Origin of the sequence: Cellulophaga sp. BC115SP, assembly GCF_009905545.1 — a bacterium.
GTDB classification, from domain to species: domain Bacteria; phylum Bacteroidota; class Bacteroidia; order Cytophagales; family Spirosomataceae; genus Flectobacillus; species Flectobacillus rivi.
Map to the genome: position 1 here is coordinate 58,536 of NZ_JAAALB010000008.1, position 23,613 is coordinate 82,148.

A 23,613-nucleotide genomic window follows, 5' to 3' on the forward strand; every position below is an offset into this window, starting at 1 on the left:
CAGTAGGATTTCATAAAAATGGATACTTGTACTTGTAAGATTCTCTTTTTTAGTATTTTATAAAATTTCAACCTACTTGTAGTCTATCATTTCCAAAGGTATAAAATGATATTGGGGCTTTTATACTCATTTGTATAGAACGTCTTCCCAAACTTGAATTGTTGTGGTATTACTCACGAAGTACTAATTTGCATCCGATTTGTGGATTAAACTAGTGTGAAAGCGTCAATAAAGAGTTTAATCTCATAACTCAGCACTAGAATTGTATAAAGGATTTCCAACCATCGCAGATTTAGGATTTCTGATTTCAGAAATAAAGTAAAACACCTTTATTTTTTACAAAAAATAGAAGCTTGTACTTCCGAAATCCAACATCCGATATCCGAAATAAATGGTTTTTATAATCCTATGTACACTACTAACTCAGCACTCAAAATTCATCACTTATATGATTCCTATTAAGTTGTCCATAAAGGGCTTGTATTCATATCGCGAAACGCAGGTAGTTGATTTTACCAAGTTGACCGAAGCATCTATTTTCGGGATTTTTGGAAAAGTTGGCTCTGGTAAATCCTCTATTTTAGAGGCGATTACCTTTGCCTTGTACGGCGATACCGAAAGAATGAACAAGTCGGGCGACGACCGAAACTATAATATGATGAATCTTCGCTCAGATGACCTACTCATCGATTTTGAGTGTCGTGCGGGCAAAGACAATCACTTGTATCGTTTTACGGTAAAAGGTCGTAGAAATAGCAAGAAGTTTGACGATGTAAAAACTTTTGAAAGAAAAACCTATCAATGGATGCCCGAAATTTCAGATTGGGCGCCTATTGAAGTCGAAAATGCTTCCGAAAAAATTATAGGTCTTTCTTACGAAAACTTTAAAAGGACGATTATCATTCCTCAGGGGCGTTTTCAGGAGTTTATCGAATTGCCTTTGTCGAAACGTACCCAGATGATGAACGAGATATTTCAATTGGAGCGTTTTGACTTGGCGGCTAAGGTAAAGGTATTAAAAGAGACCAATGAAAAACAGCTTGAACATCTGAATGGTAAAATTGCCCAATTAGGACAAAGTACGCCCGAACAGTTAGAGGCAGTCAAAGATCAAATTTTGGCATTGCAAACTTTGTTAGGGCTTAAAAATCAAGCACTCAACGATAAAGTAGCTGATGAAAAAAGCTTGGATTGGATAGCCAAACTATTTAAGAGTTTGGAAGAAACCGCGAAGCAACTTCAGATACTAGAGGCGCAAATACCAGATTTTGAAACAAGAGAAAATCGCCTGAAAGTCTACCAAAAGGTCTTGATGCAACTCAAGCCTTTGTTGGCGCAGCAGCAGGCACGCTTGGCAGAACAACAAAAAGATTCTCTGGCATTTACTCATAAAACCGTTGAACAACAGACTTTTTTACAACAAATACAACAGTCACAAGCGAAGCTCGATGAGCTAAAACCTGCATTTGAACAAAAAGAAAACCTGCTAAAAGAAGCGGAAGAATGGAGCTGGGCTTTGAAATGGAAACAAGCTACAAGCGAGAAATTGAAGTTGCAAGAGCGTTTGGAAAAAGGCAAATTAGCGGTAGAACAACAGCGTAGCAAAATTCAAACAGGACAAACGGAACGTCAACAAATTGAGGAAGGTTTACAAAAAATCAAATCCCAACTGGTTGACTTGCACAAACTTTCGCAAGTGGCTACGTGGTTTGGGCAAAAAAGAAACCTTTTGCAACAAAGAAAACAAATTATAGATGCAGGCAAAGAAGCCAAACAAAAGACTGAAGGTTTTGAACAACAACTTCAGGCAATTGAGCAAGATGAGGTTTTTCAAGGACAAATTTCTCTAAAATCAGAAGTAGAGCAACGTAGTATTTTAGTAGAGCAACTCAAACAGGATTTTCAACAGAAAATAGATTTTCATCAGCAACATATTGCGCAATTCGAAATGCAGAAGGCTTTGCAGGCTTATGCCAACGCCTTGAACGATGACGAGCCTTGTCCGCTGTGTGGCGCAATTCATCATCCTGATAAACTGACATCTTCGGAGGATTTTTCTCAGAAAATACAAGCAGAAAAGACAAGCCAAAAAGCGTGGCAAAATCGCTTGCAAAGAATCGAGCAACTCAATGCACAATGGGATGCGATAGAACAAAATATAGCTGTGTGGAATGCTGAACGCAACAAACAGGGTATTTTGTACAAGGATATACAGACTAAGATACAGGAGCATGATCAGATTTTTGTATGGTCAGAGTTTTCGAAAGAGGATGAAGAATACCTTCAAAGAGCTTTTTCTGTTTCAGAACAACAACTAAAGGAAATAAAAGCTTTTGAAGAAAGACGAAGTGCTCAAGAGCAACAACTGCAAGTTTGGCAAAAGGATTTGGAAGAGACGTTTTTGCCAACTTTACAAAAAATAGAAGTTGAAATCTCGGCAAAAGATTCGGAGGTAAATACTACTCAGGCGCAAATACAGCGCCTAGATATGTTGACATTAGAAAAAGAAACGGCCGACAGTATTGCCAACCATATTCAAAGATTACAAAATCAATATCAGGATTTGGTCAAAAATGTGGAGCAATTACAAAAAGACCTTCAATTGTTGCAAGACAAAAATAATCGTCTCGAAGGTGAAATTGTGGCTTTGAAACAAAATCTCGAACAACATCACAAGGTGATGCAGGATTTTGAAAAACAACTTCAATCGGCGATGAACGAAATGGGCTATGTATCGCAACAGGAAGTAGAGCAGATTTTAGCTTGGAACTTGGCAATCGATGCGGAACAAAAAGCTATTGAAACTTTCAAAGTGCAATGGCAAGCGACACAACAGCATCATAAATCGCTATCGGAAGAAACGAAAGGTTTGCGATATGATGTCGATATACATCAGCAACTTTTGGCGGATATTGCTTCTTTACAACAAGAAATCAATACCTTGCAAGCGGAGGCTGGCGCACTCAAAGGACGTCAACTGCAATTGGAACAAGACTTAGCTACTCAAGCGGATTTATCGAAGGAAAAAGAAGCTTTGGAGATTCGTCGTGCGGACATAGATACGCTGGCGAAATTGTTTAAAAGTCAGGGGTTTGTAGGGTTTGTGTCAGGGATGTATTTGCAAAACCTTTGTAATCAAGCCAATGAGCGCTTTAGCAAAATGACCCGACAGGCTTTGCAACTCGAAATTTATGAGACACGTCCTTCAGAATTTGATTTTAGAGTGAGAGATTTACTCAATGAAGGAAGAACCAGAGCCGTAAAAACGCTTTCTGGTGGACAGAAATTTCAAGTTGCCTTATGTTTAGCACTGGCGTTGGCAGATAATATCCATGCTCAAACTCAATCAACCAATAATTTCTTTTTCTTGGATGAAGGTTTTGGGTCGTTGGATAAAGATTCGCTAACAGAAGTTTTTGAGACCTTAAAATCTTTACGAAAAGAAAACCGCATCGTCGGCGTTATTTCCCACGTAGAAGATTTACAGCAAGAAATAGAAAGCTATATCACCGTAGAAAACCACCCAGAAATGGGAAGCCAAGTTAAGTGATATCGGATTTTAGATTTTTGATTTTTGATATCGGATTTGATTAAAGAATATAGAGGGATATTCATTGCTAAATAGTAAAACTAAATGGTGTTAAAATTTGAGAGTATTAATCCAAAATCAAAAATCCGACATCAGCAATACTCAATATGATTTCCGTAACAATACTTACCAAAAATAGTGAGGCGCGATTGGCGCAGTGTTTGGATGCCTTGAAGGGATTCGATGAAGTAATTGTGCTCGATAATGGGTCGACCGACCAGACTTTGGCAATTGCTCGCCAATATCCCAATGTATGTGTGCATGAGCATCCATTTTTGGGCTTTGGTAAGATGCGCAATTTGTCTGTGAGCTTTTGTAAAAATGATTGGATTTTGTGGGTTGATTCCGATGAGGTATTAGACCCGATTTTGATTCAAAATATTCAGAATCTTTCGCTTAATCCTAACCATCTATATCGTTTTTTACGAAAACAATATTACAATGGCAAATACATCAACGGAGCAGGTTGGGGAAACGACAAAGTAACACGACTTTTTCATAAAAAAAGCACACAGTTTAATGACAAAGATGTTCATGAAGGATTGAATACTAAAGGTTTACAAGTTGTAGATATTGAGGGAGTTATTCATCATTATTCTTATGAAACGGCTGATCAGCTTTTGGCAAAAATGAACTATTACTCGACCCTTTTTGCGGTGCAGAATCAGCATAAAAAAGGTACACATCCCGTGATTGCCTATTTCAAGAAGACCTTTCATTTTTGGAATTACTATTTACTCAAAAAAGGATTTTTGTATGGCTACGAAGGCTATTTGATTTCGTATTGCAACGCACAAGGCGCATTTTTCAAATACATGAAGCTTTATGAAATGAATCAGAAAGAAAAATCATAACTTGCGCCTTTATTTTTTTGCTCTCTTTAAACAGTGAACCGAACTACTAAATTGGATGTCGTACATCCGTGCTACAATCCCCACGAAGGTTGGGAAAAGGAGCTTTTACATTATTATAAAATATTTGTTTCGCAACTCCCTTCACAAGTGGAGGTTAAATTGTATTTGGTTGATGATGGTTCTATAAGAGGCGTGACAGAAGCCCATTTACAATATCTCCGAGAAAATATCCCTGCTTTCGAGTATGTTACGTATTCCCAAAATAGGGGAAAAGGATTTGCTTTGCGTACTGCCATTGCTAAAACGCAAGGTGATTTGATTATTTATACCGATGCCGATTATCCCTATCGTATGGAAAACGCTTGGGAGATGTTTAGGTTATTGAACGACGAAAATTATGATGTGGTTTTGGGCGTTCGTGACGACCATTATTATAGTCAATTACCGTTTTTGAGAAAAATATTTTCCCTGTCTTTACGCACGATGAATCATATTTTTTTTCCATCGATGTTCGTAAAAGACACTCAATCTGGTTTAAAAGGATTTAATCAAAAAGGGAAAGAAGTATTTCTCAAAACTCATATCAACTCGTTTTTATTTGATATGGAGTTTGTGGTATTGGCGTCACGTCGTAAAGATTTACGCTTGGCCAAAATACAAGTACATGTGCGTGATGGAATTAGTTTTTCACAAATGAGCTGGAAAACGATAAAACAAGAACTACTGAGTTTTCAAAATATTTTTAGTCGAAGTAAGTAAGAAATAGAAGTGATGAGTTGTGAGTTTTGAGTGATGAGTTGTCCTTTACTGCCCTTCACCGCCCTTGTTGGAGTTTTCTCCAACAAGTATTTTGCGTCAGCTACTGAGCAATTACGAGATGATTAACTTGTTGGTTTTTAGTGATTTATATTCACAATTCATAACTCGTAATTCAGCACTAATACGTAAGTCTACTAATTTTTTTTATTATTATGCTAAAAGCAATCTTAACATTTGACGTAGAAGAGTTTGATGTGCCTTTGGAATACGGTCAACAAATCACGATGGAGGAACAGATAGAGGTTTCGACTCGTGGGACATTGCTTTTGAAGGCATTATTAGATAAACATCAAGTAAAAAGCACTATTTTTTGCACAGGACAATATGCACTTTCTCAGCCTGAGTTAATGAAAACTTTGGCCGAGAAACATGAGATTGCTTCTCATGGAATGTATCATAGTAGCTTCGATGCAAAGATTGATTTACCTGCTTCCAAGAAATTACTTTCCCAAATCACAGGACAGTCTGTTGAAGGATTCAGAATGGCAAGGATGATGCCTGTCGAAAATCAGGATATTGCAGATGCTGGTTATGTGTATAATGCTTCGTTGAATCCTACTTTTTTGCCAGGACGTTACAACCATTTAGACAAACCGAAGCTCCCTTTTGTGCAGGATAGATTATGGCAAATTCCTGCGACGGTTACCCCAAATTTGCGTTTTCCGATGTTTTGGTTGAGTTTTAAAAACTTACCATTTAGTATTTACAAAATGTTTTCGAATAGCGCCCTCAATCGCTATGGGATTATTAATTTGTATTTCCACCCTTGGGAGTTTACCGACCTTTCGGCTTATACCACCATTCCTGCGTATGTACGTAAGCACTCAGACAGAGTACTTTTACAGCGTTTGGATGACTATATTACTTGGCTAAAAGCTAAAGGAGTAACCTTCATCACCATGAAGGAATATGTGGAGGAGTTGAAGCTGAAGAAATAAACCTCTGTAAAAAACGCTCAAGTAAAGCCATTGAATATCTAATAAAATTCTCTTTCCAACCGCTAGATACATAGATAGTAATTTTTATGAAATTCGACTTTTTGCTCAATAAGCGCAACATCCTGTTGATTTGGATTGCAGTGGCAGTGGCAATAGCCATGAAGCAATACTTTACGGGCGATAATCCTCACGCACATATCAACAACTTCATTATTTTTAAGACCAGCTTCTGGCACTTGATTCATCAAGAGCACTTGTATGCCTATCATCCTGACGAATACGTAGATTTGTTTTTGTATGGGCCGCCTTTTGCGGTAATGATAGCACCTTTTGCCTTAGTGCCGACTTTGCTTGGGGTAATTTTGTGGAATGTGGCCAATGCCGTTGCACTACTCTTCGCGATTTATGAATTACCTTCTTTCGACGAAAAAACCAAAGCTATTATGTCATGGCTTTGTCTCAATAGCTGTATTACCAGCCTTATCAATGTGCAGTATCATGGTATTGTGACCGCTTTGATTATTTTGGCTTATACTTTTATCAAGAAAGAAAAAGACTTCTGGGCAGCCTTTTGTATTGTGTTGGGTACTATGACCAAGCTATATGGAGTAGTAGGGCTGGCATTTTTCTTTTTCTCCAAAAATAAACTCAAACTTATTGCTTATGGCTTGTTTTGGATAGCGGTATTGTTTGTATTACCAATGGCGTTTAGTTCGCCAGCTTACATCCTTCAGACTTACCAAGAATGGCTTGAAGTATTGGTGAAAAAGAATGATATCAACGAAGTTTTGACGAATCCTTATCAAGACCTTTCGGTGATGGGTATGGTACGAAGATTGGCGCAAGATGCCAGTATTTCAAATTTATGGTATATCCTACCAGCGGTTTTGGTATTTGCGCTGTCATATATACGAATCAACTTGTTTTTCAATACCCGTTATCAATTATTGCTTTTATGCTCGACGTTGATGTTGGTCGTATTGGCAAGTACAGGCACCGAAGCATCCACCTTGTTGATTGGGTTTGTAGGCGCAGTGATTTGGTATATGCAAAGTGCTAAAACCACGACTGACAAAGCGTTGTTTATTTTTGCTTTATTGGTGACAAGTTTTGGTCCTACTGACTTGATGCCCAAATATATTAGAAATGAATTTTTAAGAAAATATGCTCTAATGGTATTACCCATGTTACTAGTTTGGGTAAAAGTACATTGGGAAATGTTGGCGAGTAAGAAAGAGGAGTTTTGAGAGGAGGCACAAAGTAGCAAAGGCACAAAGTGATTTGAGTGCTGAGTTAGGAATGTGGAGTTTTGAGTGAAGGCATAATTGCATTTAGGCTTATCTAGTCCGAGACTTAGTCTCGGACTAGATATTGTTACAGTTTCTAAACTGTTTTAAAAAATGAGTCCAAGACTAAGTCTTGAACTAGGGATGTAATAATTCACTTTGTGCCTCTGTGCCTTTGCCACTTTGCGCCTTCACTCAAAACTCTATACTCCTCACTCAGCACTTAATACCTATTCTGCAAAAGCAATAATATCGAAGTGTTTCCAATCTAACATATTTTGTTTTTGAGGAATAGGCGTAATGGCTGCATCTTCTTCAAAATCATCCATTTTGTTGATTTTATAGCCTTTTTGACTAATATAGTTAAACAAATCGTGGCGATCTTGCTCAGATAAATCTTTGAAACATTCAAAAATCAAGGTGGGCTTGTACTGGTCAAGAAGCTTACTGATTGATTTCAAAATTTGAATATCATACCCTTCTGCATCTACTTTAATTAAGGAGATTTTACTCACTTCGGGATATTGAGTGTGAATAAAGTTTTGAAGGTTGACGCCTTTCACTTTTTCTCCTAAACCAAATTTTCCATTTTTTCCACTGATTCCACCATTGTTGAAGCTGGCCTCAGAAGAAGCATACGAATACTCGCCTTCTTCCACTGCAATAGCGTAAGGTAAAGGAATGATGTTGGAAATGTGACGATTTTGGTCGGCGTTTTTCTGTAAAATTTTAAAAACGTGAGGGTTGGGGTCGAAAGCTAGAACTGTGCCTTGTGCACCAACTGCCAAAGCCATTGGAAGAGTAGTGTCGCCAATGTGCGCGCCAATGTCAATGACAAAATCGCCAGTTTTGAGGAATTTACGATAGAAATTAACCTGACTGAGTGAGATAGTTTTCTCTTGTTCTAAAGGATTTAACCAACAAGTGAAGTTGATATTGCCGATTCCTTGGATTGAGATGACAGAGGTCGCGTCACCATAATCACTAAATTTGCGTTTGGCCACAAACTTAGTGTACTTCTTTTTTAGGTAATTGAACATTAATATATTGTTTAAAACTAATAAGTAACTATAACAAATGACTATTGTTTAATGCACAAAATTAAAGTTAATATGAAGAATTAACTAGATAAACTTTGAAATAATATTTTAGCGAAATGAATATACTAATTTTTCATAACGCAGTTTTGCCAGTCATTGAATATGGTGGAACTGAAAGAGCTCTTTGGTGGCTTACTAATGATTTAGTTAGATTAGGACATAGGGTTACTTTACTAGTAGCAAAAGGCTCTACTTGTCCTTTTGCAGAAGTCCTATTCTATAATCCCAATATATCTCTGACTGAACAAATTCCTGACTATATAGATGTCGTACATTTGAGTATTCCTCCTCCCGCTGATTTTCATAAGCCTTATATTCTTATGGTTCAAGGAAATCCAAAATCTGATGAGGTTTTAGACCAGAATACAGTTTTTGTTTCACAAAACCATGCGTTTAGGCATAATTCTAATGCTTTTGTATATAATGGTTTGGATTTCGATGAATATCCTACTCCATCATTTTCAAATCAACGGAAACATGTACATTTTCTTGCTAATGCTTCTTGGAAAGTTAAAAATCTAAATGGAGCTGTAAACATTTCCAAAAAGGCAAATGAAAAATTAATGGTAATGGGAGGTTCACGTATTAATTTTAGAATGGGCTTTCGTTTCACACCGGATTTGCATGTCAAGTTTTTCGGTATGGTTGGAGGAAAAATTAAATTCCACTTGATGGATTATTCAAAAGCTTTACTATTCCCTGTTTTGTGGCATGAACCTTTTGGAATTGCAATTATTGAAAGTTTATATATGGGTGCATTTGTTTTAGGTACTCCTTACGGTTCACTTCCAGAGTTAATTACGTCAGAGGTTGGTTTTTTGTCAAATAAAGAGGATGAGTTAATTGAAAAATTAAAGTATTCTGAATCCTTCAATCCTAAGATAAGCCATGAATATGTGAGAGATACTTTTTCGTCTCGTAAAATGGCACTGAATTATCTAAAATATTATGAATTAGTTTTATCAGGTAAGAAAATTAATCCTGTTGCTCCCAAAGCAACTTTTGATACTCCAAAATATTTACCTTATTACACTTAATCATACAAGGTGATATTATGAGATGAGCTGTTCTAAATTTTCAAATAATGATCTATAGAATGTAGTAAGTATCTTCATAATAATTTTACACCTTGTACGGCATTATTAATGAAAATAAAAAGACTAAGCTGTATTAAGTATGTCTTTAATATCTAATTCAAAAACTTCTAAAATTTTAGCTAAATACTTAGTATTTGGCGTATAGTTACCTGTTTCCCAATTGTGATAAGTACTTTGTGAAATATTTAGCTGAAAAGCAACTTCTTCTTGAGACATTCTTTTTGCTTTTCTAGAGCGAATTAATAATGTAGATAAATTCATAAAATATATTTGTATATAAGTAGAGAAAACGTTTCCAAGTAAATGATAATTGTTCAAAAAAGCTATCAAAAATTTGATAATTTTTATCAAATTTTTGATAGCTTTTTTTTCGTAGAGAGAATAATTTTGAATCAATAACTATATGCGCATGTGGTTTTTTCTTTTTTTAAAATTTAAATTCTTCATTTATGAAATCGTTTAAATACAAGTTGTCTCTATTTATTTTCTCATTTGTAGTGTTATTATCCTCATGTACAAATGATTTAATTCAGCCTCAGGAAAACCCTGTTAATTCTACTCAAAATGATAAAATTACGGTAGAAAAAGGACGTTTGGTTTTTAAAAGTATCGAGCATTTTAATAAGGTTGTAGCTTCCCTCGAAGGGAAAACACAAGAGGAGTTGAATGCTTGGGAAAAGCAAAACTCTTTTGTTTCACTTCGCTCTATTAATAACTCTATTCAAGATACTGAGAGTAAAAAGCTATCATTGTTTAATTTTCCTAGTTATTATGAAACTCTGTTAAATGCTGATGGTGAGTACGTTATTGGTGAAAACCTTGTTTGGTTTAATAATGGTCAGAAGCATTTTATCCCTAACAGAGATGAAAAGGTATTAAGTGAGGTTAAATTGAACCCTTCATTAAGTAAGATACATGGTGCTGTAGGTATTGTAAAATCAGAGATACTAAATCCTGAAATTAAAACAGATGCTTCAAACTGGAGTTTTGGTAATGCCTATAATGTATATGTAAAATATTTTAACCAATGGGGCGACTCGGGTAGTAGAAGACGTTCTACTTATCAATTTAATATTTGGAGAGATTACAACTGGGAAGATAATGCCGCTGTATATTATTTCGATAGAATATTTGTGAAAGTTATTTATGAGTATCAGGGCTCACAATGGAGACGAGCAGGCGAACCTAGAAAAATTTCATGGAATTTTTCATATACGACAATTTTGAATGGCGTTTATGGAGCTGTACTGGTAGGAGTACCCACAAATGGGTCTAGATCAAGTAATGAAATTGAGACATCTTCAGATTATGATATTATTGTTTCTGGAGGACCAGTTACGGTAGGTAAAGGTACAGGCATAACTGGTGATAGTTACAACGTATCAATAGCAGGTCGTTTCACAACATATACTACGAATGACCAAACAAATTCTTTTCACGAAGTTAATGGAAGTGGATTATTTGATTATCATCCATAACTAGTGATAAAATATTCTATTTAGATTAGAATTTATAATTTTACCTAGAGATGAACTTTGTGTTCAGTATCTCTAGGTAAAATTTTTGTATCACCTTACTTGAAATTATCTTCATAAAGGTTTAAATAAAATTTGATTCCTCCAGATGATGGTTGAGAAATACTCAAAAAGTATTTGACTTCATTCTGTATTTAGAATATTTTATAATTTTTATATTCTCCAATTCTCCAACCTGTTGTTTTTTCAATCCACATTTTTATTGAGTTTTTAAAATTGAGTTTCTTTTCTTTAATATCAAAATCAAAAAGCCAGTTCATTCGCTCTACACGGGCCTGCATGACTTGCGGATGAGAGCCGTCGAAATGTGTTAATGAGTCAATTTCGGAATAGTCAAAATCCTCTAATTCCTGTGAAATCTTTTCCACTTTTTGTTCGCTATGCCAAAAGCGACTAGAGCTTTTAATCTTTTCTTTTTGGATTTCGGGAGGTTTTACCCAACCATAATGATAGATAAAGGCATCAATGAGTTTGACTTTGAGCTTCTGGTTATCTTTTGTTCTAAAGCCTTGCGCATCACGGTAAGACAAGACATTGCCTGTATTGCGCACTACTCGAATCTCGCGACGATACCAACGATGTGCATCGGCTACATAATTGTAAGAGCCATAAAAGTGCAAGTATTTGAATAATAGTCCTTCTATTTCAGATTTGTGAAGGTTATCCTCCATGGCTTTTTTAATGACAGGAAGGTACTTTTCATGTACCACTTCATCGCCTTGGATATAAAAACACCAGTCAGCATCGGGCGAAATAGCTGCCAGAGCCTTATCGGTTTCGACTGCTAGCACACGTCCACCTTCACGTAAAGAATCGTCCCAAATCGTTTCAATGATTTTGATTTTAGGTGAATCTATACTTTGTATTAGTTCTAAGGTACCATCTTCCGAATCTCCTACGGCAACTACCAGTTCGTCACATATTGGCAATATCGAAGTAATAGCCTCGATGATGGGATAGTCGTATTTGATAGCATTTCGGACAAAAGTAAATCCTGCAATCTTCATTTTTTTTGATAGCTTTAATATTGTAGTGGAACCCAATTGAGTGATTGAGTGATTTGGCGAATGAGTGATTTTTAACAAGATTTATACTTCCAAAATCAAAAATCCCCAATCCGAAATCGTATCAGCTTTGTAGGCTGCTTAGTTTGGCATAATAGCCATTTGGAATTTGCACAAGTTCTTCGTGTGTTCCTTCTTCTACGATTTGTCCTTTACTAATAACGATAATTTTATCCGCATTTTGGATAGTACTCAAACGGTGAGCAATGACCAAGGTGGTACGGTTTTTCATCAAATTAGTCAATGCTTCTTGTACCAATTTTTCTGATTCCGTATCTAGTGCGGAAGTGGCTTCGTCCAAAATCAAAATTGGAGGGTTTTTCAGTACCGCTCTCGCAATACTCAAGCGTTGACGTTGTCCACCCGACAAACGACTTCCTCGGTCACCAATAACGGTTTGATAACCTTCTGGAGACTGAGAAATAAACTGATGAGCATTCGCAATTTTGGCAGCTTCGATAATTTGCGCTTCTGTGGCGTTGGCACCAAATACGATATTATTTTCAATGGTATCGTTAAACAATATAGATTCTTGTGTCACAATCCCCATTTGACGATGTAGCGATTCAGCCGAAATAGCTTTTAGGTCGATACCATCGAGGAGAATTTCGCCACCTGTAGGGTCATAAAAACGAGGAACTAAATCGGCTAGGGTAGATTTTCCCCCGCCCGACTCACCAACTAGTGCAACGGTTTGACCTTTTGGAATAGTAAATGAAATATTTTTTAACACATCATTTTCACCATTATAGCTAAATGACACATTTTTAAATTCAATTCCTTTTTCGAAGCTTGGTAAATTAATGGCATTCGGTTGGTCTTGTACTTGTGGCGTTGTGTTCATTAATATGAGCAACCTCTCTGCTGAAGCTATTCCTCGTTGAATACCACTAAATGCATCGGCTATTACTTTTGCTGGGCGCTGTACCTGAGAAAAGAGCGCTAAATAACTGATAAATGCGGAAGCTGTAAGACCTCCCTCCGTGTTTATAACCAAAGAGCCTCCATATAGTAAAATCCCTGCAATAACAATTACACCCAATGTTTCTGAAGTGGGTGAGGTCATTTCTTGTCGATATAACATCCTTTGGACAGATTTTTTATATTTTGTATTTAAAGTCTCAAATTGCTTTAGAATGGTAACTTCCGCATTAAATGCCTTTACCACTCTCATTCCACCAAGTACCTCATCAATTGTACTGATGATCGTACTAAGATTTTCCTGAACTTCATGAGCCTTTTTACGTAGTCTTCGTGCAATTGCTGCAATAGTTCCTCCTGAAAGAGGTAATATAAGAATAGAAAAAAGTGTTAGTTTAGCTGAAATCATAAACAAGAATACAAAATATACCACCAAGGCAAACACCTCTTTTAATGAAGCGGTAAATGCACGAGCAATAGAGTTTTCGATTTCTTGAATATCGGTTGTCAGGTGCGACATCAAATTACCTTTGCGCTCATTGTTGAAAAAGCCCAAATGCAGACTAACTGTTTTCTGAAAAACGGCATGTCTCAAACTCGCAATCGTTTCGGATTCAACAGTTTTAAGGATTCTTTGAGAAAGGTAACGGAATACGTTTGAAAGGAAAACGGATACCACAATGATAGCACAGGCAAACTGGAGCGCGCCCATACGACCATATACATCCAACATATTGTACAAATAGTAGTTGAAAGTATCAGAGAAAAACTCTTTACTCAAGCTAAAATCAGGAAGTTGCGTAACTCTTTTTTCTGCTTCTCCGCTTTCGACCTGATTAAACAAAACCTTCAATAAAGGTGAAAGTAGAGCAAAGTTGAGTACTCCAAATATGCTGGCTAATAAAGATAGTATAAAATAGGGCGCAATATACTTTTTGAGTGAAGTGGTATATTGTAAGATACTTAAATATGTTTTCAACGAATGATGATTTTGAGTTTGTTTTGAGTTATGAATAATTTGAGCAGTTAGGAGTCTCTAGTTTTAAATATTATATCAAACTTTGCCAATAGCCGAATATCAATAGCCCATACCCTAAACTAATACTTCACCTGAATACCGTGATAATATTCTTGTGCTTGATAGTCTTTGCGGAGTGGGTGTCCGTCCCAATCTTCTGGTAATAGGATTCTTCGTAAATCTGGATGTCCCTCAAAACGAATACCTACTAGATCAAACGCTTCGCGCTCGTGCCAGTCTGCTGTACGCCAGATATGGCTTAGCGTAGGTATGCTTGGAGCAGGTTCGTCTTTGGCATTGCGTGGGACAATCACCTTAAGCATCATTTTGTGCTCATAAGGAATGGAGTACAAATTATAAATTACTTCCATTGTCGCTTTTTCAACACCATTATCTAAGGCTGTAATGCACGACAACATATCGAAATAACAGTTTTCATTTTCGAATAAAAACTTTGCTACAACAGCAATTTTATCCGTTGTAATATGTAGACATTGATGGTCTTTTCCTAGAATGATATCTGAACCTAATTCAGAAATAATTAGGTCATTGATTTGGTCGAAAGTCATGTTTGAGGGCGCTAAGTTTGGCTATTGATTAAGCTGAAGCAAACGCTGGTTTTTGGTTACGAGCTTCTTCCTGTTCCATATCTAAAATGGCTTTAGGTGCTACGATAGTTTCTTGACGGATTTTTTCTTGCAATTTCAAAAAACCACCAATCAAAGCTTCTGGACGAGGAGGACAGCCTGGCACATACACATCCACAGGAATAATGCGGTCGACACCTTTTACCACATGGTAACCGTGTTCCCAGTAAGGTCCACCACAATTAGAGCAACTACCCATCGAAATCACATAGCGAGGTTCAGGCATTTGTTCGTACAAACGACGAATACGGTCAGCCATTTTGAAGGTAACAGTACCCGCTACAATCATCACATCTGATTGGCGCGGCGAAGGGCGTGGAAATACCCCAAAACGGTCGAGGTCATAGCCCGAAGCCATGGTCTGCATCATTTCGATTGCACAGCAGGCTAAGCCAAAGCCCATGGGCCATAACGAACTCAAACGTGCCCAATTGAGCAAGTCTTCTACTTGACTAAGTACAATATTATTTTCTTCGAATTGCTGGTCGAGTAATCCCTTCATATCTGAAAATGTTAGATTGAGGTATGTGATTGATGTTAAGGAATACCAATTCTAAATCAACAGCACAATATCGTTTTTGATTCCCTAGCCTGCAAAGATACAAACCCCTCTGCAATTATGATGAAGGAAGGGGAAAAAAGGCGTTTTAAGGAGGCATTAGTAGTGAGGCATTAGGCACCAGTGATGGAGTTTATTTAACATTTTTTACGCTATGTCAATTCTTAAGTATCAGTTATGTAATATTTTACTTAAACTCTAACTCCTTGCCTAACCCCTAATCCCTGCCCCCTCAAAAAAACTACTTCACCACCGTCACATATCCTGTTAGCGCAGGGAGGTTTACGTTGGGTTTGATGACGTAGTAATAGGTTCCTGTAGGAATGCGTTGGCCCTCTTGGATACCGTCAAAAGGTTGATTGTATCCTTTTGAATAAAAGATTTCATTGCCCCATCGGTTATAAATCTTTACTTCAATATTAGGATATTCATCGATGCCATCCAATTCCCAAGTATCATTCATTCTGTCGCCATTAGGGGTGAAAGAATTAGGAATGTCGATTTTGGGATAAACAAAAACATTGATTTTATCACTTGCCTTACATCTACTAGTATTGGCTACGACTTCAAGGGTATATTCTTGATGCGAAATAGGCGCAGCTATAGGAGAAAAATCTGTCGGATTCAATAAGCCAGTTGTAGGCGACCAAGTAAAACTATATCCCGAACCTTGACTACCCACTACGGGAATTTGGACTTGTTGCCCTCTGAAAATCGTAATATCTTCTCCTAATTGAACTCTAGGAACTCTATCAACGATAGCATTGCTAGTAGCAGAATTTTTACAGCCATCAGCCGAGGTGTATTCATATACAATTGGCCACACTCCCGAACCCGCTTTGGATGGGTCAAATACCGAACCTGTCATCCCTTTTCCAGTAAATACTCCTGCATTGGAGCTAACAGGTGTAACATAGATGCTCAAATCTGTTGAAAGATTCTTGGCTTCGCAAAATGAAGGAATAGGAGCAAAGGTAACTGTTGGTTTAGGGGATACCGTAATCGCAACCTCGGGAGCGTTCTTTTTACAGCCCTTATCTGAGGTAGCCTGCAACTGATAATTTCCTGATTGAGTTACATTGATGGTTTGATCAGTACTAAAATTGGCACCGTCTTTTTGCCACAGCCACGTTGTACCAGCATTCACTTCGGCTTTAAGCGTTACCACGTCACCTTCACAGATATAAGTTTTATTTGAAACATTTTGAGCATCAACTTGAGGTAGTGGATTTACGGCAATATTGAGTGAAGCATCAAAAGTACAGAATGGACTATTTTTCTGGGTAATCACCAATCTGTAAACACCTGAACGGTCGTAGTCGATGGTGCTGTTGCTATTAAGAGTTAGACCATCAAGTGTCCATTCGAAGGTAAAGTTTGCTGATGTCGCTCCAGAAATATTCGGGGTAATCGTCCCTGGCGATTTGTCCTCACATATTGTTGTACCTAAAGATGGCGTTAACGACAGTCCAACACCTCCATCGCCGATAACTCTGGTTAACAGTGAGGTATCTGTAGGCTTACATGTAGCAGTAGGATCCTTGATTTCAACCCTATAATCACCAGTAACATCGTCGTTGATACGAAGTTTGTTGGTGGTAGCACCAGATAGAGGGTTACCGTTATAATACCATTGGTAGGTAGCGTTTGGGTTTGCCTGTGTTTCGAGTACTCGGTAACTTTTCTGACAAAGGGTTATCGTATTTTTATGAGCAGTACTGGTACTTCCTGCTTCATATATTCTTGGCTTTTCTACTTCTTTACAGTCTTTTACCAAAACATCATATTCAACCTGAGCTTGACTAATGATATTTCCGCCCATTTTCTGGGTAGCCATAATTTTCATGGCATATAATCCCTCTTTATTAGGCTGAAACTGCACTGTTCCTGCGTTGGATAACACAATCGGAATGCTTGAGGCAATCGGAGAACTAGTTGAATATCCCGACATCCAACTTACTTCTTTGGGAGAAGCCAACTGTGGTAATACCAGAGGCGAACTCGGTGAGCTTAAGCCTTTATAGAGTGGCTCAAAAGAATATTCTATGCTAGTACCACCAGAGTTAATCACAGGTAGATTAACAAAGTTGGCTTGGTTTAAGCAATAAAAACTTCCTTGTGCTTCTTGAAATGCAGGAGTTTCGTTAATAGCATTAGTGAAGAAAAGATACAGTATCAAACTCGAACTGCTAGGATTAGCAATATTAATCAACTGACTACTTCGACAACAACGCTCTGCAATGACATAATAACCATCTGGGTCTGAGAGTCGGGTAAAGTCGAGTGTGATATTTTTGCCTAATACTAAATCTTTTGACTTTAAGGTACCAATATTGCAATTGTTGGGATAGGTCAAGTCGATACCCGTAGAAGACCCTCCTGAAAAATCAATAACTCCAGAAGCATCAATACTGGTGGTGACATCTACATTATCTCTTTTTCGAAAAACCTTAGCTCTTAAATCTTTAGTGAGTGCGCCAGATGCTAAGTCTGCCTGATTGGTAGCATTATGTAAAGAGATGTATAAATGAACAGTAAGTTGAAATTGATTGGTTGTTCCCGCAACTTTCGAAAGCTGCAAATACCCTCCAACAAAAGGGTCTTGAGCAAACATCTGTTGCACGGTTGTTAAACAAAGTAGGATGATTAATAAACGTAACCTCATTAGCAATTGGGTTTATTATAAGTAATAGTACGTTATTAGTTAATAGGGTATCTGTTATTGGAAAATGCTCGTAATCAAAAAAAACTTTTGTGCTACCGCCAGTTATCGAGTGATACACTCGACACGGATAGAATAAATCATGTTTGACATCTTTTGAAATACGATCTAGCTAATAAACGAAAAAAGTGTATCCAATTGGATAAAAGGTGTTTGTAAAAATACATAAAAACCTTCTATCTTATTGAATACACTTCTTTTCTTTGAAAACTATAGGGTTGTTTTCTGTCGAAAATGGTTACTTTATTACGGTCAAATATCCTGTAAGCGTAGGCCAATCTTTTCGGATTTCGATAACATAATAATAGGTTGATGATTTGACTTCTTTATCATCTATAATTCCTTTGAATGGATTACTTGCGTAGTCATTGGTATTAAATACTTCGTTGCCCCAACGATTAAATAGCTTTACCGAAGCATTGGGAAATGAGGTTGTGATGTCTGACAAATCCCAAAAATCATTGATTCCATCCTCGTTTGGCGTAAATGTATTCACAACTTTTCCACTGACAAAAACCTTTACGATTTTTTCATCGGCACATTGGGTGGCGTTATCCGTTACTTTCAACGCATAATTGGTCGATTGGTTGGGCGTTGCTACCGTCACAGGCGTGTTTACCTCACTAAGTCCCGTCGCTGGTGACCATAGTAAAGTATAATCCGCAAGGTTGGTACTGGTTGCCAAGCTACTAGTTAAAGTTGTAGATTCTCCCGCTTGAATAACTACATCAGGACTTAGCGTAAATACAGGTGCTGCACCAATCTTGAGGTTAGCTGTAGCTTTGGATTGACAGCCCGCATTAGCGCCAAAGGTGTAAGTAATGTCATACGAACCAGCTCCGTAGGTAGTAGGATTGATGGTTGTACTGGTCAAAGTTGTTCCTCGTGAGTCCTTAAAAACTCCTCCAGAGTTATATGGATTAACAAATTTTGTTAAATCAATTGTTGCAGTAGTTGGCAAACAAATAGGATCTAAACTAAAAGTAACTGGGGTTGAGGCTGTGCCTGTGACAGTGATGTCGCTTGTTTTGGTACAACCTGATACTGTTGAGACCTTTAATTGAAAAGTATTTGTACCTAAATCTTTTACTTTGATAGAATTACTTTTTTCGTTTGGCATAATAGCATTATTCTTACTCCAAACGTAATCGAAGTCTGAGCTATTAAGAGCACTTATTACAAAGTCATCCGAATCACAATAATCAGTCAGACCGCTACTAGTAGTTAGTGTGGCATTGGGTTGAGTAGGGTAATCAATTGTTTTTTTCAGAATATAGGTACAATTATTTGCATTAGTAGCTGCATTTCTCAATGTAACAGTATATTCAATTTTTTGAGCCTGAGTAGGGAGTGGAAATTCATCTACAGCGAAATTCGTAATATCGTATTGAATACCATTAAATGTTTTTGTTTGCTTTACACCATCTATATACCATGTATAAAGAAAATCAGTTTCTTGAAAAGTAGAACCAGGAGGGTTTTCTTTCACATTTAGGAGAAACTTGGTACAAGCATCACGATATACATGACTTAGATATAAATCCAACCCAGGTCTTTCTGTCAAGGTAACATTTGAGGAGGCTTTAGGAAGTCCGCAACCATTTTTGGCTGATACCAAAACGGTATATGTTCCTGCACCTTCAGCCTTCACCTTAGAATCCGTTGCACCAGCGATATTTAAACCATCTTTTTGCCATTGATAAGTATAATTGCTACTAGCTGTAGTCGACAAGTCGATATAACCATTTTTACAAACGGTTCCTGTACTGATAGGACTTCCAGAAGCATCGCTAATGACAGGTGTGGCAGATACTGTTGCTGAACAATCTATCACTTTCAATACAAAATCTCTACGAGTTTTGCCAATCGTTACACCATTCCTTTTTTCTGTAACTTCCACACAAAACAAATATGTGCCCACTGTACTGGCTGTAACCGACAATATACCCGAAGCATTAACACTCAGTGCAGGACTCCCTGGGATTTGTGCGGAGGCACTGCTTCCACCTGCCCAGCTTACGGTCGCATAACTACCCGAACCTGTTGGTGTAGGATTGCTATTGGAGCTTGTCGATGAGCCTTTGTAGGGTGTTACCAAGGCATAAGAGAGTTGGTCGTTGTCACGGTCGTTTGCCCCGAAGTCATAGCTAAATGCTTGTCCTTTACAAATATACGCACCTGTAATAGCATGAAATTCGGGGGAGGAATTATAAAACTCATTGCCCGACTGCTTGAGCGCAGGAAACTCCAAATAAAATAATGCTCCTGTCGATGTTGGACTGCTAATATTGGTTACGTTGGCTCTACAGCATTTTTCTACAACAACATAGTAACCGCCCGCATCAGCGTAGTCTGCCGAGGACACCACAAAGTCACCTTCGTAGTCTACTTGCAAAATGCCAAGTTGCTGACTATTAGCACAATCTTGATTGTTGAAAGACACCTCTTTTCCTGTGAGCGAGGAAGCCTTGAGTGTAAGCGAAGCCTTGAGTGTGTTATTACTTTTCTGAAAAATACCTACCTTGAGATTATCATCACTGCTAGTTGGCGCGCCACCAGATTTGTCATAATACACATGAAGTAATAGACGAAATTTTCCATTTGTAGTGCTACTTCTGCTGATTAGTTCTAAATTACCCCCCAGCACCGAAGCTGCGTGTACATAATTTGAGATAATCATACATAAACAAAAGCTTAAACACCTGAAAATGTGCTTGGTCATTTGAAATAAGGGCTTATAGTGTTGTGTTACATTAAGCGGATTCACTAAAGCTGGCGGGCCTTAAGGGATTTCTAGCAATAATTGTGCTAGAACAACTCATTCATACTCATTGACGATAGAAACTATAAAGTAATTGAGGATAAAAGGGTAGATGGGAGAACGGAGTATTTACTACAAAACTCTTAAAATATGGAGCAAATTAGTAAATGAATGTTTTTGTAAATATAATCTATTCAATGACAGAAATCGACTTCAGTGGTATTGATATTGCTCTTTTGTAAATGATTAATAGTCAGATACAAAAGGGTGTTTATAACTTTTTGAGATAGTTACTTGTTAAAATCTAATCATACTAAATTTACAAAATATTTAGGAAGATAAAAAGCGCTCAATGGCTGTTTCGCATGAAAGATATGTGAGAAGAAGTTAAATTTGTAAATATTTTACATCATATTTACCTGAGACCCAATTGACGAAAGTTCAGAGGCTTGAAGCTGTGCCCTTGTCATTTAAAAATAACAACATGCAAAACGATTTTTTTGAAACTAGAATTGAGTTACTCCGAAACGTTGGACCACAGCGTGGACAATTACTCAATACAGAGTTGCAGATTTTTACTTTTGGGGATTTGATTCAGTATTATCCATTTCGATATGAAGACCGAACGCAGTTTCACTATATATCCGACTTGACTGAAGATATGGAATATGCCCAAATCAAAGGTCGTTTGCGCACGCTTGAGAAGGTAGGAGAGGGTTTCAAACAAAGATTGACAGGGACTTTTACCGATGGTACAGGTTCAATGGAATTGACTTGGTTTCAGGGGATTACTTGGCTCGAAAAGCACCTTCGTATGGGAGCTGAATATGTACTTTTTGGTAAACCATCCTTTTTTCAGGGACGCCCACAAATGCAACATCCCGAACTGGAGTTACTCAATGGGACAAATGAAAAAGGAGGCTATTACCAACCCGTTTATAGTGTTACCGAAAAACTCCGCAAAAAGTACATCGAATCCAAACAGATTGCATTAATGCAAAGGGCTTTGTTGGAAAAAGCCTATCCTCTGATTCGAGAAAATTTACCTACGTTTTTGCTACAAAAATATCGTTTGGTCGCCAAGCGAGACGCCATTTATAATATTCACCTGCCACATTCTGACCAGTGGCTTCATCAGGCTCGTCGACGCTTGAAGTTTGAAGAATTATTTTATAATCAACTTCGCTTAATCAAACAAAAAGTGCTACGCCGAGTTGATTATGAAGGTCAGATATTTAAAAGTGCAGCTTTACTAAAAACTTTTTACGATGAGTATCTTCCCTTTCCGTTGACAAATGCGCAAAAGCGAGTCATTAAAGAAATCTTTGCCGATATGCGCATGGGGCGACAAATGAACCGCCTTTTGCAAGGAGATGTAGGTTCGGGGAAAACTATTGTGGCTTTTATCTGTATGTTGTTGGCAATCGACAATGGAGCACAGGCTTGTTTAATGGCGCCAACCGAAATTTTGGCCGATCAACATTATCAAGGGTTGAAAGAGTTTGCCGAATTGCTAGGAATAAGAATCGAAAAACTTACTGGTTCGACTAAGAAAAAAGCTCGTGCCTTGATTCACGAAGGCTTACTAGATGGCTCTGTAAAAATCATCGTTGGAACGCACGCTTTGTTGGAGGATATAGTGCAATTCCAAAATTTAGGACTTTGTGTAATTGATGAACAACACCGTTTTGGTGTAGCACAGCGAGCTAAACTTTGGGAGAAAAACAAATATATGCACCCACATATCTTGGTCATGACGGCCACGCCTATTCCAAGAACCTTGGCAATGACGCTCTACGGTGATTTGGATGTTTCGGTGATAGATGAACTACCCAAAGGTCGTAAACCTATTAAAACTGTTCATCGCTATGATTCTCATCGTCTCAATGTTTTCGGTTTTATGCGTGATGAAATCCAGAAAGGGCGACAGGTGTATGTGGTTTATCCTTTGATAGAAGAATCCGAAAAGTTGGATTATAAAGACTTGATGGATGGCTATGAAAGTATAGTGAGAGCTTTTCCAGAATATCAAGTAAGTATTGTGCATGGAAAAATGAAGCCTGCCGATAAGGATTTTGAAATGCAAAGATTCGTAAAGGCAGAAACCCAAATTATGGTTGCAACCACAGTAATTGAAGTAGGTGTGAATGTGCCTAATGCTTCAGTCATGGTGATTGAAAGTGCCGAAAAGTTTGGATTAGCACAGTTGCATCAGCTTAGAGGAAGGGTAGGGCGTGGCGCCGAACAAAGCTTTTGTATTTTGATGACCGACTTCAAATTGTCGAAGGATAGTCGTACTCGTATCGAAACAATGGTGCGCACCACCGACGGTTTCGAAATAGCCGATGTAGACTTACAGTTACGAGGTCCTGGTGATATTTCGGGTACACAGCAAAGTGGTATTATCGATTTACAAATTGCAGATTTGGCGAAAGATGGCGAAATACTGAAAGTAGCAAGAGAGTGTGCTCAAGCCATTTTAGAAGCCGATCCCAATTTGAGTGCAGAAGAACATTCAATGATTCGTGAGCAAATAGATTCGCTAAAAACGAATCAAAGTAACTGGTCGAGAATTAGTTAAAGTTATATTAAGCGCAGAAAAATGTATAGTAGCTTAGGTAAAGTTGCTATATTTGATTGCGTCAATCTAAGTAAATACCTTTCTCGTAAATAATAATATTGTAAAATTTAAAATCAGCAATC

At 37.6% G+C, this 23,613-nt stretch carries 17 protein-coding genes; 9 read left to right on the top strand and 8 right to left on the bottom strand.

The window, feature by feature from the left end:
* The first annotated feature begins 448 nt into the window (after positions 1-448).
* The 5 genes from GVN22_RS08505 (at position 449) to GVN22_RS08525 (ending at position 7,447) form a co-directional block, all read left to right on the top strand.
* On the top strand, positions 449-3,550 hold the full coding sequence (locus GVN22_RS08505; RefSeq protein WP_166550607.1) for an AAA family ATPase: 3,102 nt from the start codon (positions 449-451) through the stop codon (positions 3,548-3,550).
* Between the two features lie 146 nt (positions 3,551-3,696).
* Entirely contained in the window at positions 3,697-4,443 is a 747-nt protein-coding gene (locus tag GVN22_RS08510; RefSeq protein ID WP_166550608.1) for a glycosyltransferase family 2 protein, read from the top strand.
* A gap of 33 nt (positions 4,444-4,476) precedes the next feature.
* The gene (locus GVN22_RS08515; protein WP_166550609.1) at positions 4,477-5,202 is read left to right on the top strand and encodes a glycosyltransferase family 2 protein; all 726 of its coding nucleotides are present in this window, start codon (positions 4,477-4,479) and stop codon (positions 5,200-5,202) included.
* A 212-nt stretch (positions 5,203-5,414) separates the two neighbouring features.
* A complete protein-coding gene (locus GVN22_RS08520) occupies positions 5,415-6,200 on the top strand; it encodes a polysaccharide deacetylase family protein (RefSeq protein WP_166550610.1) in 786 nt (261 codons plus the stop codon).
* Positions 6,201-6,286: 86 nt separating this feature from the next.
* Positions 6,287-7,447: a glycosyltransferase family 87 protein gene (locus tag GVN22_RS08525; protein ID WP_166550611.1), complete on the top strand. Its 1,161-nt coding sequence runs from the start codon at positions 6,287-6,289 to the stop codon at positions 7,445-7,447.
* A gap of 269 nt (positions 7,448-7,716) precedes the next feature.
* Here GVN22_RS08525 and GVN22_RS08530 read toward each other — a convergent pair whose 3' ends face one another.
* A complete protein-coding gene (locus GVN22_RS08530) occupies positions 7,717-8,526 on the bottom strand; it encodes an FkbM family methyltransferase (protein WP_166550612.1) in 810 nt (269 codons plus the stop codon).
* Positions 8,527-8,642: 116 nt separating this feature from the next.
* Here GVN22_RS08530 and GVN22_RS08535 point away from each other — a divergent pair, with 116 nt between their 5' ends.
* Positions 8,643-9,623, top strand: coding sequence for a glycosyltransferase (locus GVN22_RS08535; RefSeq protein WP_166550613.1), 981 nt, complete (start codon positions 8,643-8,645; stop codon positions 9,621-9,623).
* Between the two features lie 123 nt (positions 9,624-9,746).
* Here the strand turns inward: GVN22_RS08535 and GVN22_RS08540 are convergent, their stop codons facing one another.
* Positions 9,747-9,944, bottom strand: a complete 198-nt coding sequence (locus GVN22_RS08540) for a helix-turn-helix transcriptional regulator (protein WP_166550614.1) — start codon at positions 9,942-9,944, stop codon at positions 9,747-9,749.
* A gap of 188 nt (positions 9,945-10,132) precedes the next feature.
* Between GVN22_RS08540 and GVN22_RS08545 the strand changes: the two genes are divergently transcribed.
* Positions 10,133-11,161, top strand: coding sequence for a hypothetical protein (locus tag GVN22_RS08545; protein WP_166550615.1), 1,029 nt, complete (start codon positions 10,133-10,135; stop codon positions 11,159-11,161).
* 191 nt (positions 11,162-11,352) lie between these two features.
* Here GVN22_RS08545 and GVN22_RS08550 read toward each other — a convergent pair whose 3' ends face one another.
* The 6 genes from GVN22_RS08550 to GVN22_RS28390 all read right to left on the bottom strand — a co-directional run bounded on the left by GVN22_RS08550 (position 11,353) and on the right by GVN22_RS28390 (position 18,756).
* Entirely contained in the window at positions 11,353-12,225 is an 873-nt protein-coding gene (locus GVN22_RS08550; protein WP_166550616.1) for a glycosyltransferase family 2 protein, read from the bottom strand.
* A 121-nt stretch (positions 12,226-12,346) separates the two neighbouring features.
* Positions 12,347-14,182, bottom strand: coding sequence for an ABC transporter ATP-binding protein (locus GVN22_RS08555; RefSeq protein WP_166550617.1), 1,836 nt, complete (start codon positions 14,180-14,182; stop codon positions 12,347-12,349).
* Positions 14,183-14,301: 119 nt separating this feature from the next.
* A complete protein-coding gene (locus GVN22_RS08560) occupies positions 14,302-14,790 on the bottom strand; it encodes an NADH-quinone oxidoreductase subunit C (RefSeq protein WP_166550618.1) in 489 nt (162 codons plus the stop codon).
* A 28-nt stretch (positions 14,791-14,818) separates the two neighbouring features.
* Positions 14,819-15,370 carry an NADH-quinone oxidoreductase subunit NuoB gene (nuoB, locus tag GVN22_RS08565; RefSeq protein WP_166550619.1) on the bottom strand — a complete coding sequence of 184 codons (552 nt, stop codon included), beginning with the start codon at positions 15,368-15,370 and terminating at the stop codon, positions 14,819-14,821.
* Between the two features lie 298 nt (positions 15,371-15,668).
* Positions 15,669-18,092, bottom strand: a complete 2,424-nt coding sequence (locus GVN22_RS08570) for a gliding motility-associated C-terminal domain-containing protein (protein ID WP_166550620.1) — start codon at positions 18,090-18,092, stop codon at positions 15,669-15,671.
* 295 nt (positions 18,093-18,387) lie between these two features.
* The gene (locus GVN22_RS28390; RefSeq protein WP_370520403.1) at positions 18,388-18,756 is read right to left on the bottom strand and encodes a gliding motility-associated C-terminal domain-containing protein; all 369 of its coding nucleotides are present in this window, start codon (positions 18,754-18,756) and stop codon (positions 18,388-18,390) included.
* A gap of 484 nt (positions 18,757-19,240) precedes the next feature.
* On the opposite strand from GVN22_RS28390, the gene GVN22_RS28395 reads away from it, so the two are divergent.
* Complete coding sequence (locus GVN22_RS28395) at positions 19,241-19,297, top strand: hypothetical protein (RefSeq protein ID WP_370520404.1); 57 nt, start codon at positions 19,241-19,243, stop codon at positions 19,295-19,297.
* 2,097 nt (positions 19,298-21,394) lie between these two features.
* The gene (gene recG, locus GVN22_RS08580) at positions 21,395-23,491 is read left to right on the top strand and encodes an ATP-dependent DNA helicase RecG (RefSeq protein WP_166550622.1); all 2,097 of its coding nucleotides are present in this window, start codon (positions 21,395-21,397) and stop codon (positions 23,489-23,491) included.
* Positions 23,492-23,613: the final 122 nt, after the last annotated feature.

What these genes read in the sequence shown, in the direction of transcription:
- GVN22_RS08505 (WP_166550607.1), top strand. Translation starts at nt 449, where the DNA reads ATGATTCCTATTAAGTTGTCCATAAAGGGCTTGTATTCATATCGCGAA.
- GVN22_RS08510 (WP_166550608.1), top strand. Translation starts at nt 3,697, where the DNA reads ATGATTTCCGTAACAATACTTACCAAAAATAGTGAGGCGCGATTGGCG.
- GVN22_RS08520 (WP_166550610.1), top strand. Translation starts at nt 5,415, where the DNA reads ATGCTAAAAGCAATCTTAACATTTGACGTAGAAGAGTTTGATGTGCCT.
- GVN22_RS08525 (WP_166550611.1), top strand. Translation starts at nt 6,287, where the DNA reads ATGAAATTCGACTTTTTGCTCAATAAGCGCAACATCCTGTTGATTTGG.
- GVN22_RS08530 (WP_166550612.1), bottom strand. Translation starts at nt 8,526, where the DNA reads ATGTTCAATTACCTAAAAAAGAAGTACACTAAGTTTGTGGCCAAACGC.
- GVN22_RS08535 (WP_166550613.1), top strand. Translation starts at nt 8,643, where the DNA reads ATGAATATACTAATTTTTCATAACGCAGTTTTGCCAGTCATTGAATAT.
- GVN22_RS08540 (WP_166550614.1), bottom strand. Translation starts at nt 9,944, where the DNA reads ATGAATTTATCTACATTATTAATTCGCTCTAGAAAAGCAAAAAGAATG.
- GVN22_RS08545 (WP_166550615.1), top strand. Translation starts at nt 10,133, where the DNA reads ATGAAATCGTTTAAATACAAGTTGTCTCTATTTATTTTCTCATTTGTA.
- GVN22_RS08550 (WP_166550616.1), bottom strand. Translation starts at nt 12,225, where the DNA reads ATGAAGATTGCAGGATTTACTTTTGTCCGAAATGCTATCAAATACGAC.
- GVN22_RS08560 (WP_166550618.1), bottom strand. Translation starts at nt 14,790, where the DNA reads ATGACTTTCGACCAAATCAATGACCTAATTATTTCTGAATTAGGTTCA.
- nuoB (WP_166550619.1), bottom strand. Translation starts at nt 15,370, where the DNA reads ATGAAGGGATTACTCGACCAGCAATTCGAAGAAAATAATATTGTACTT.
- GVN22_RS08570 (WP_166550620.1), bottom strand. Translation starts at nt 18,092, where the DNA reads ATGAGGTTACGTTTATTAATCATCCTACTTTGTTTAACAACCGTGCAA.
- recG (WP_166550622.1), top strand. Translation starts at nt 21,395, where the DNA reads ATGCAAAACGATTTTTTTGAAACTAGAATTGAGTTACTCCGAAACGTT.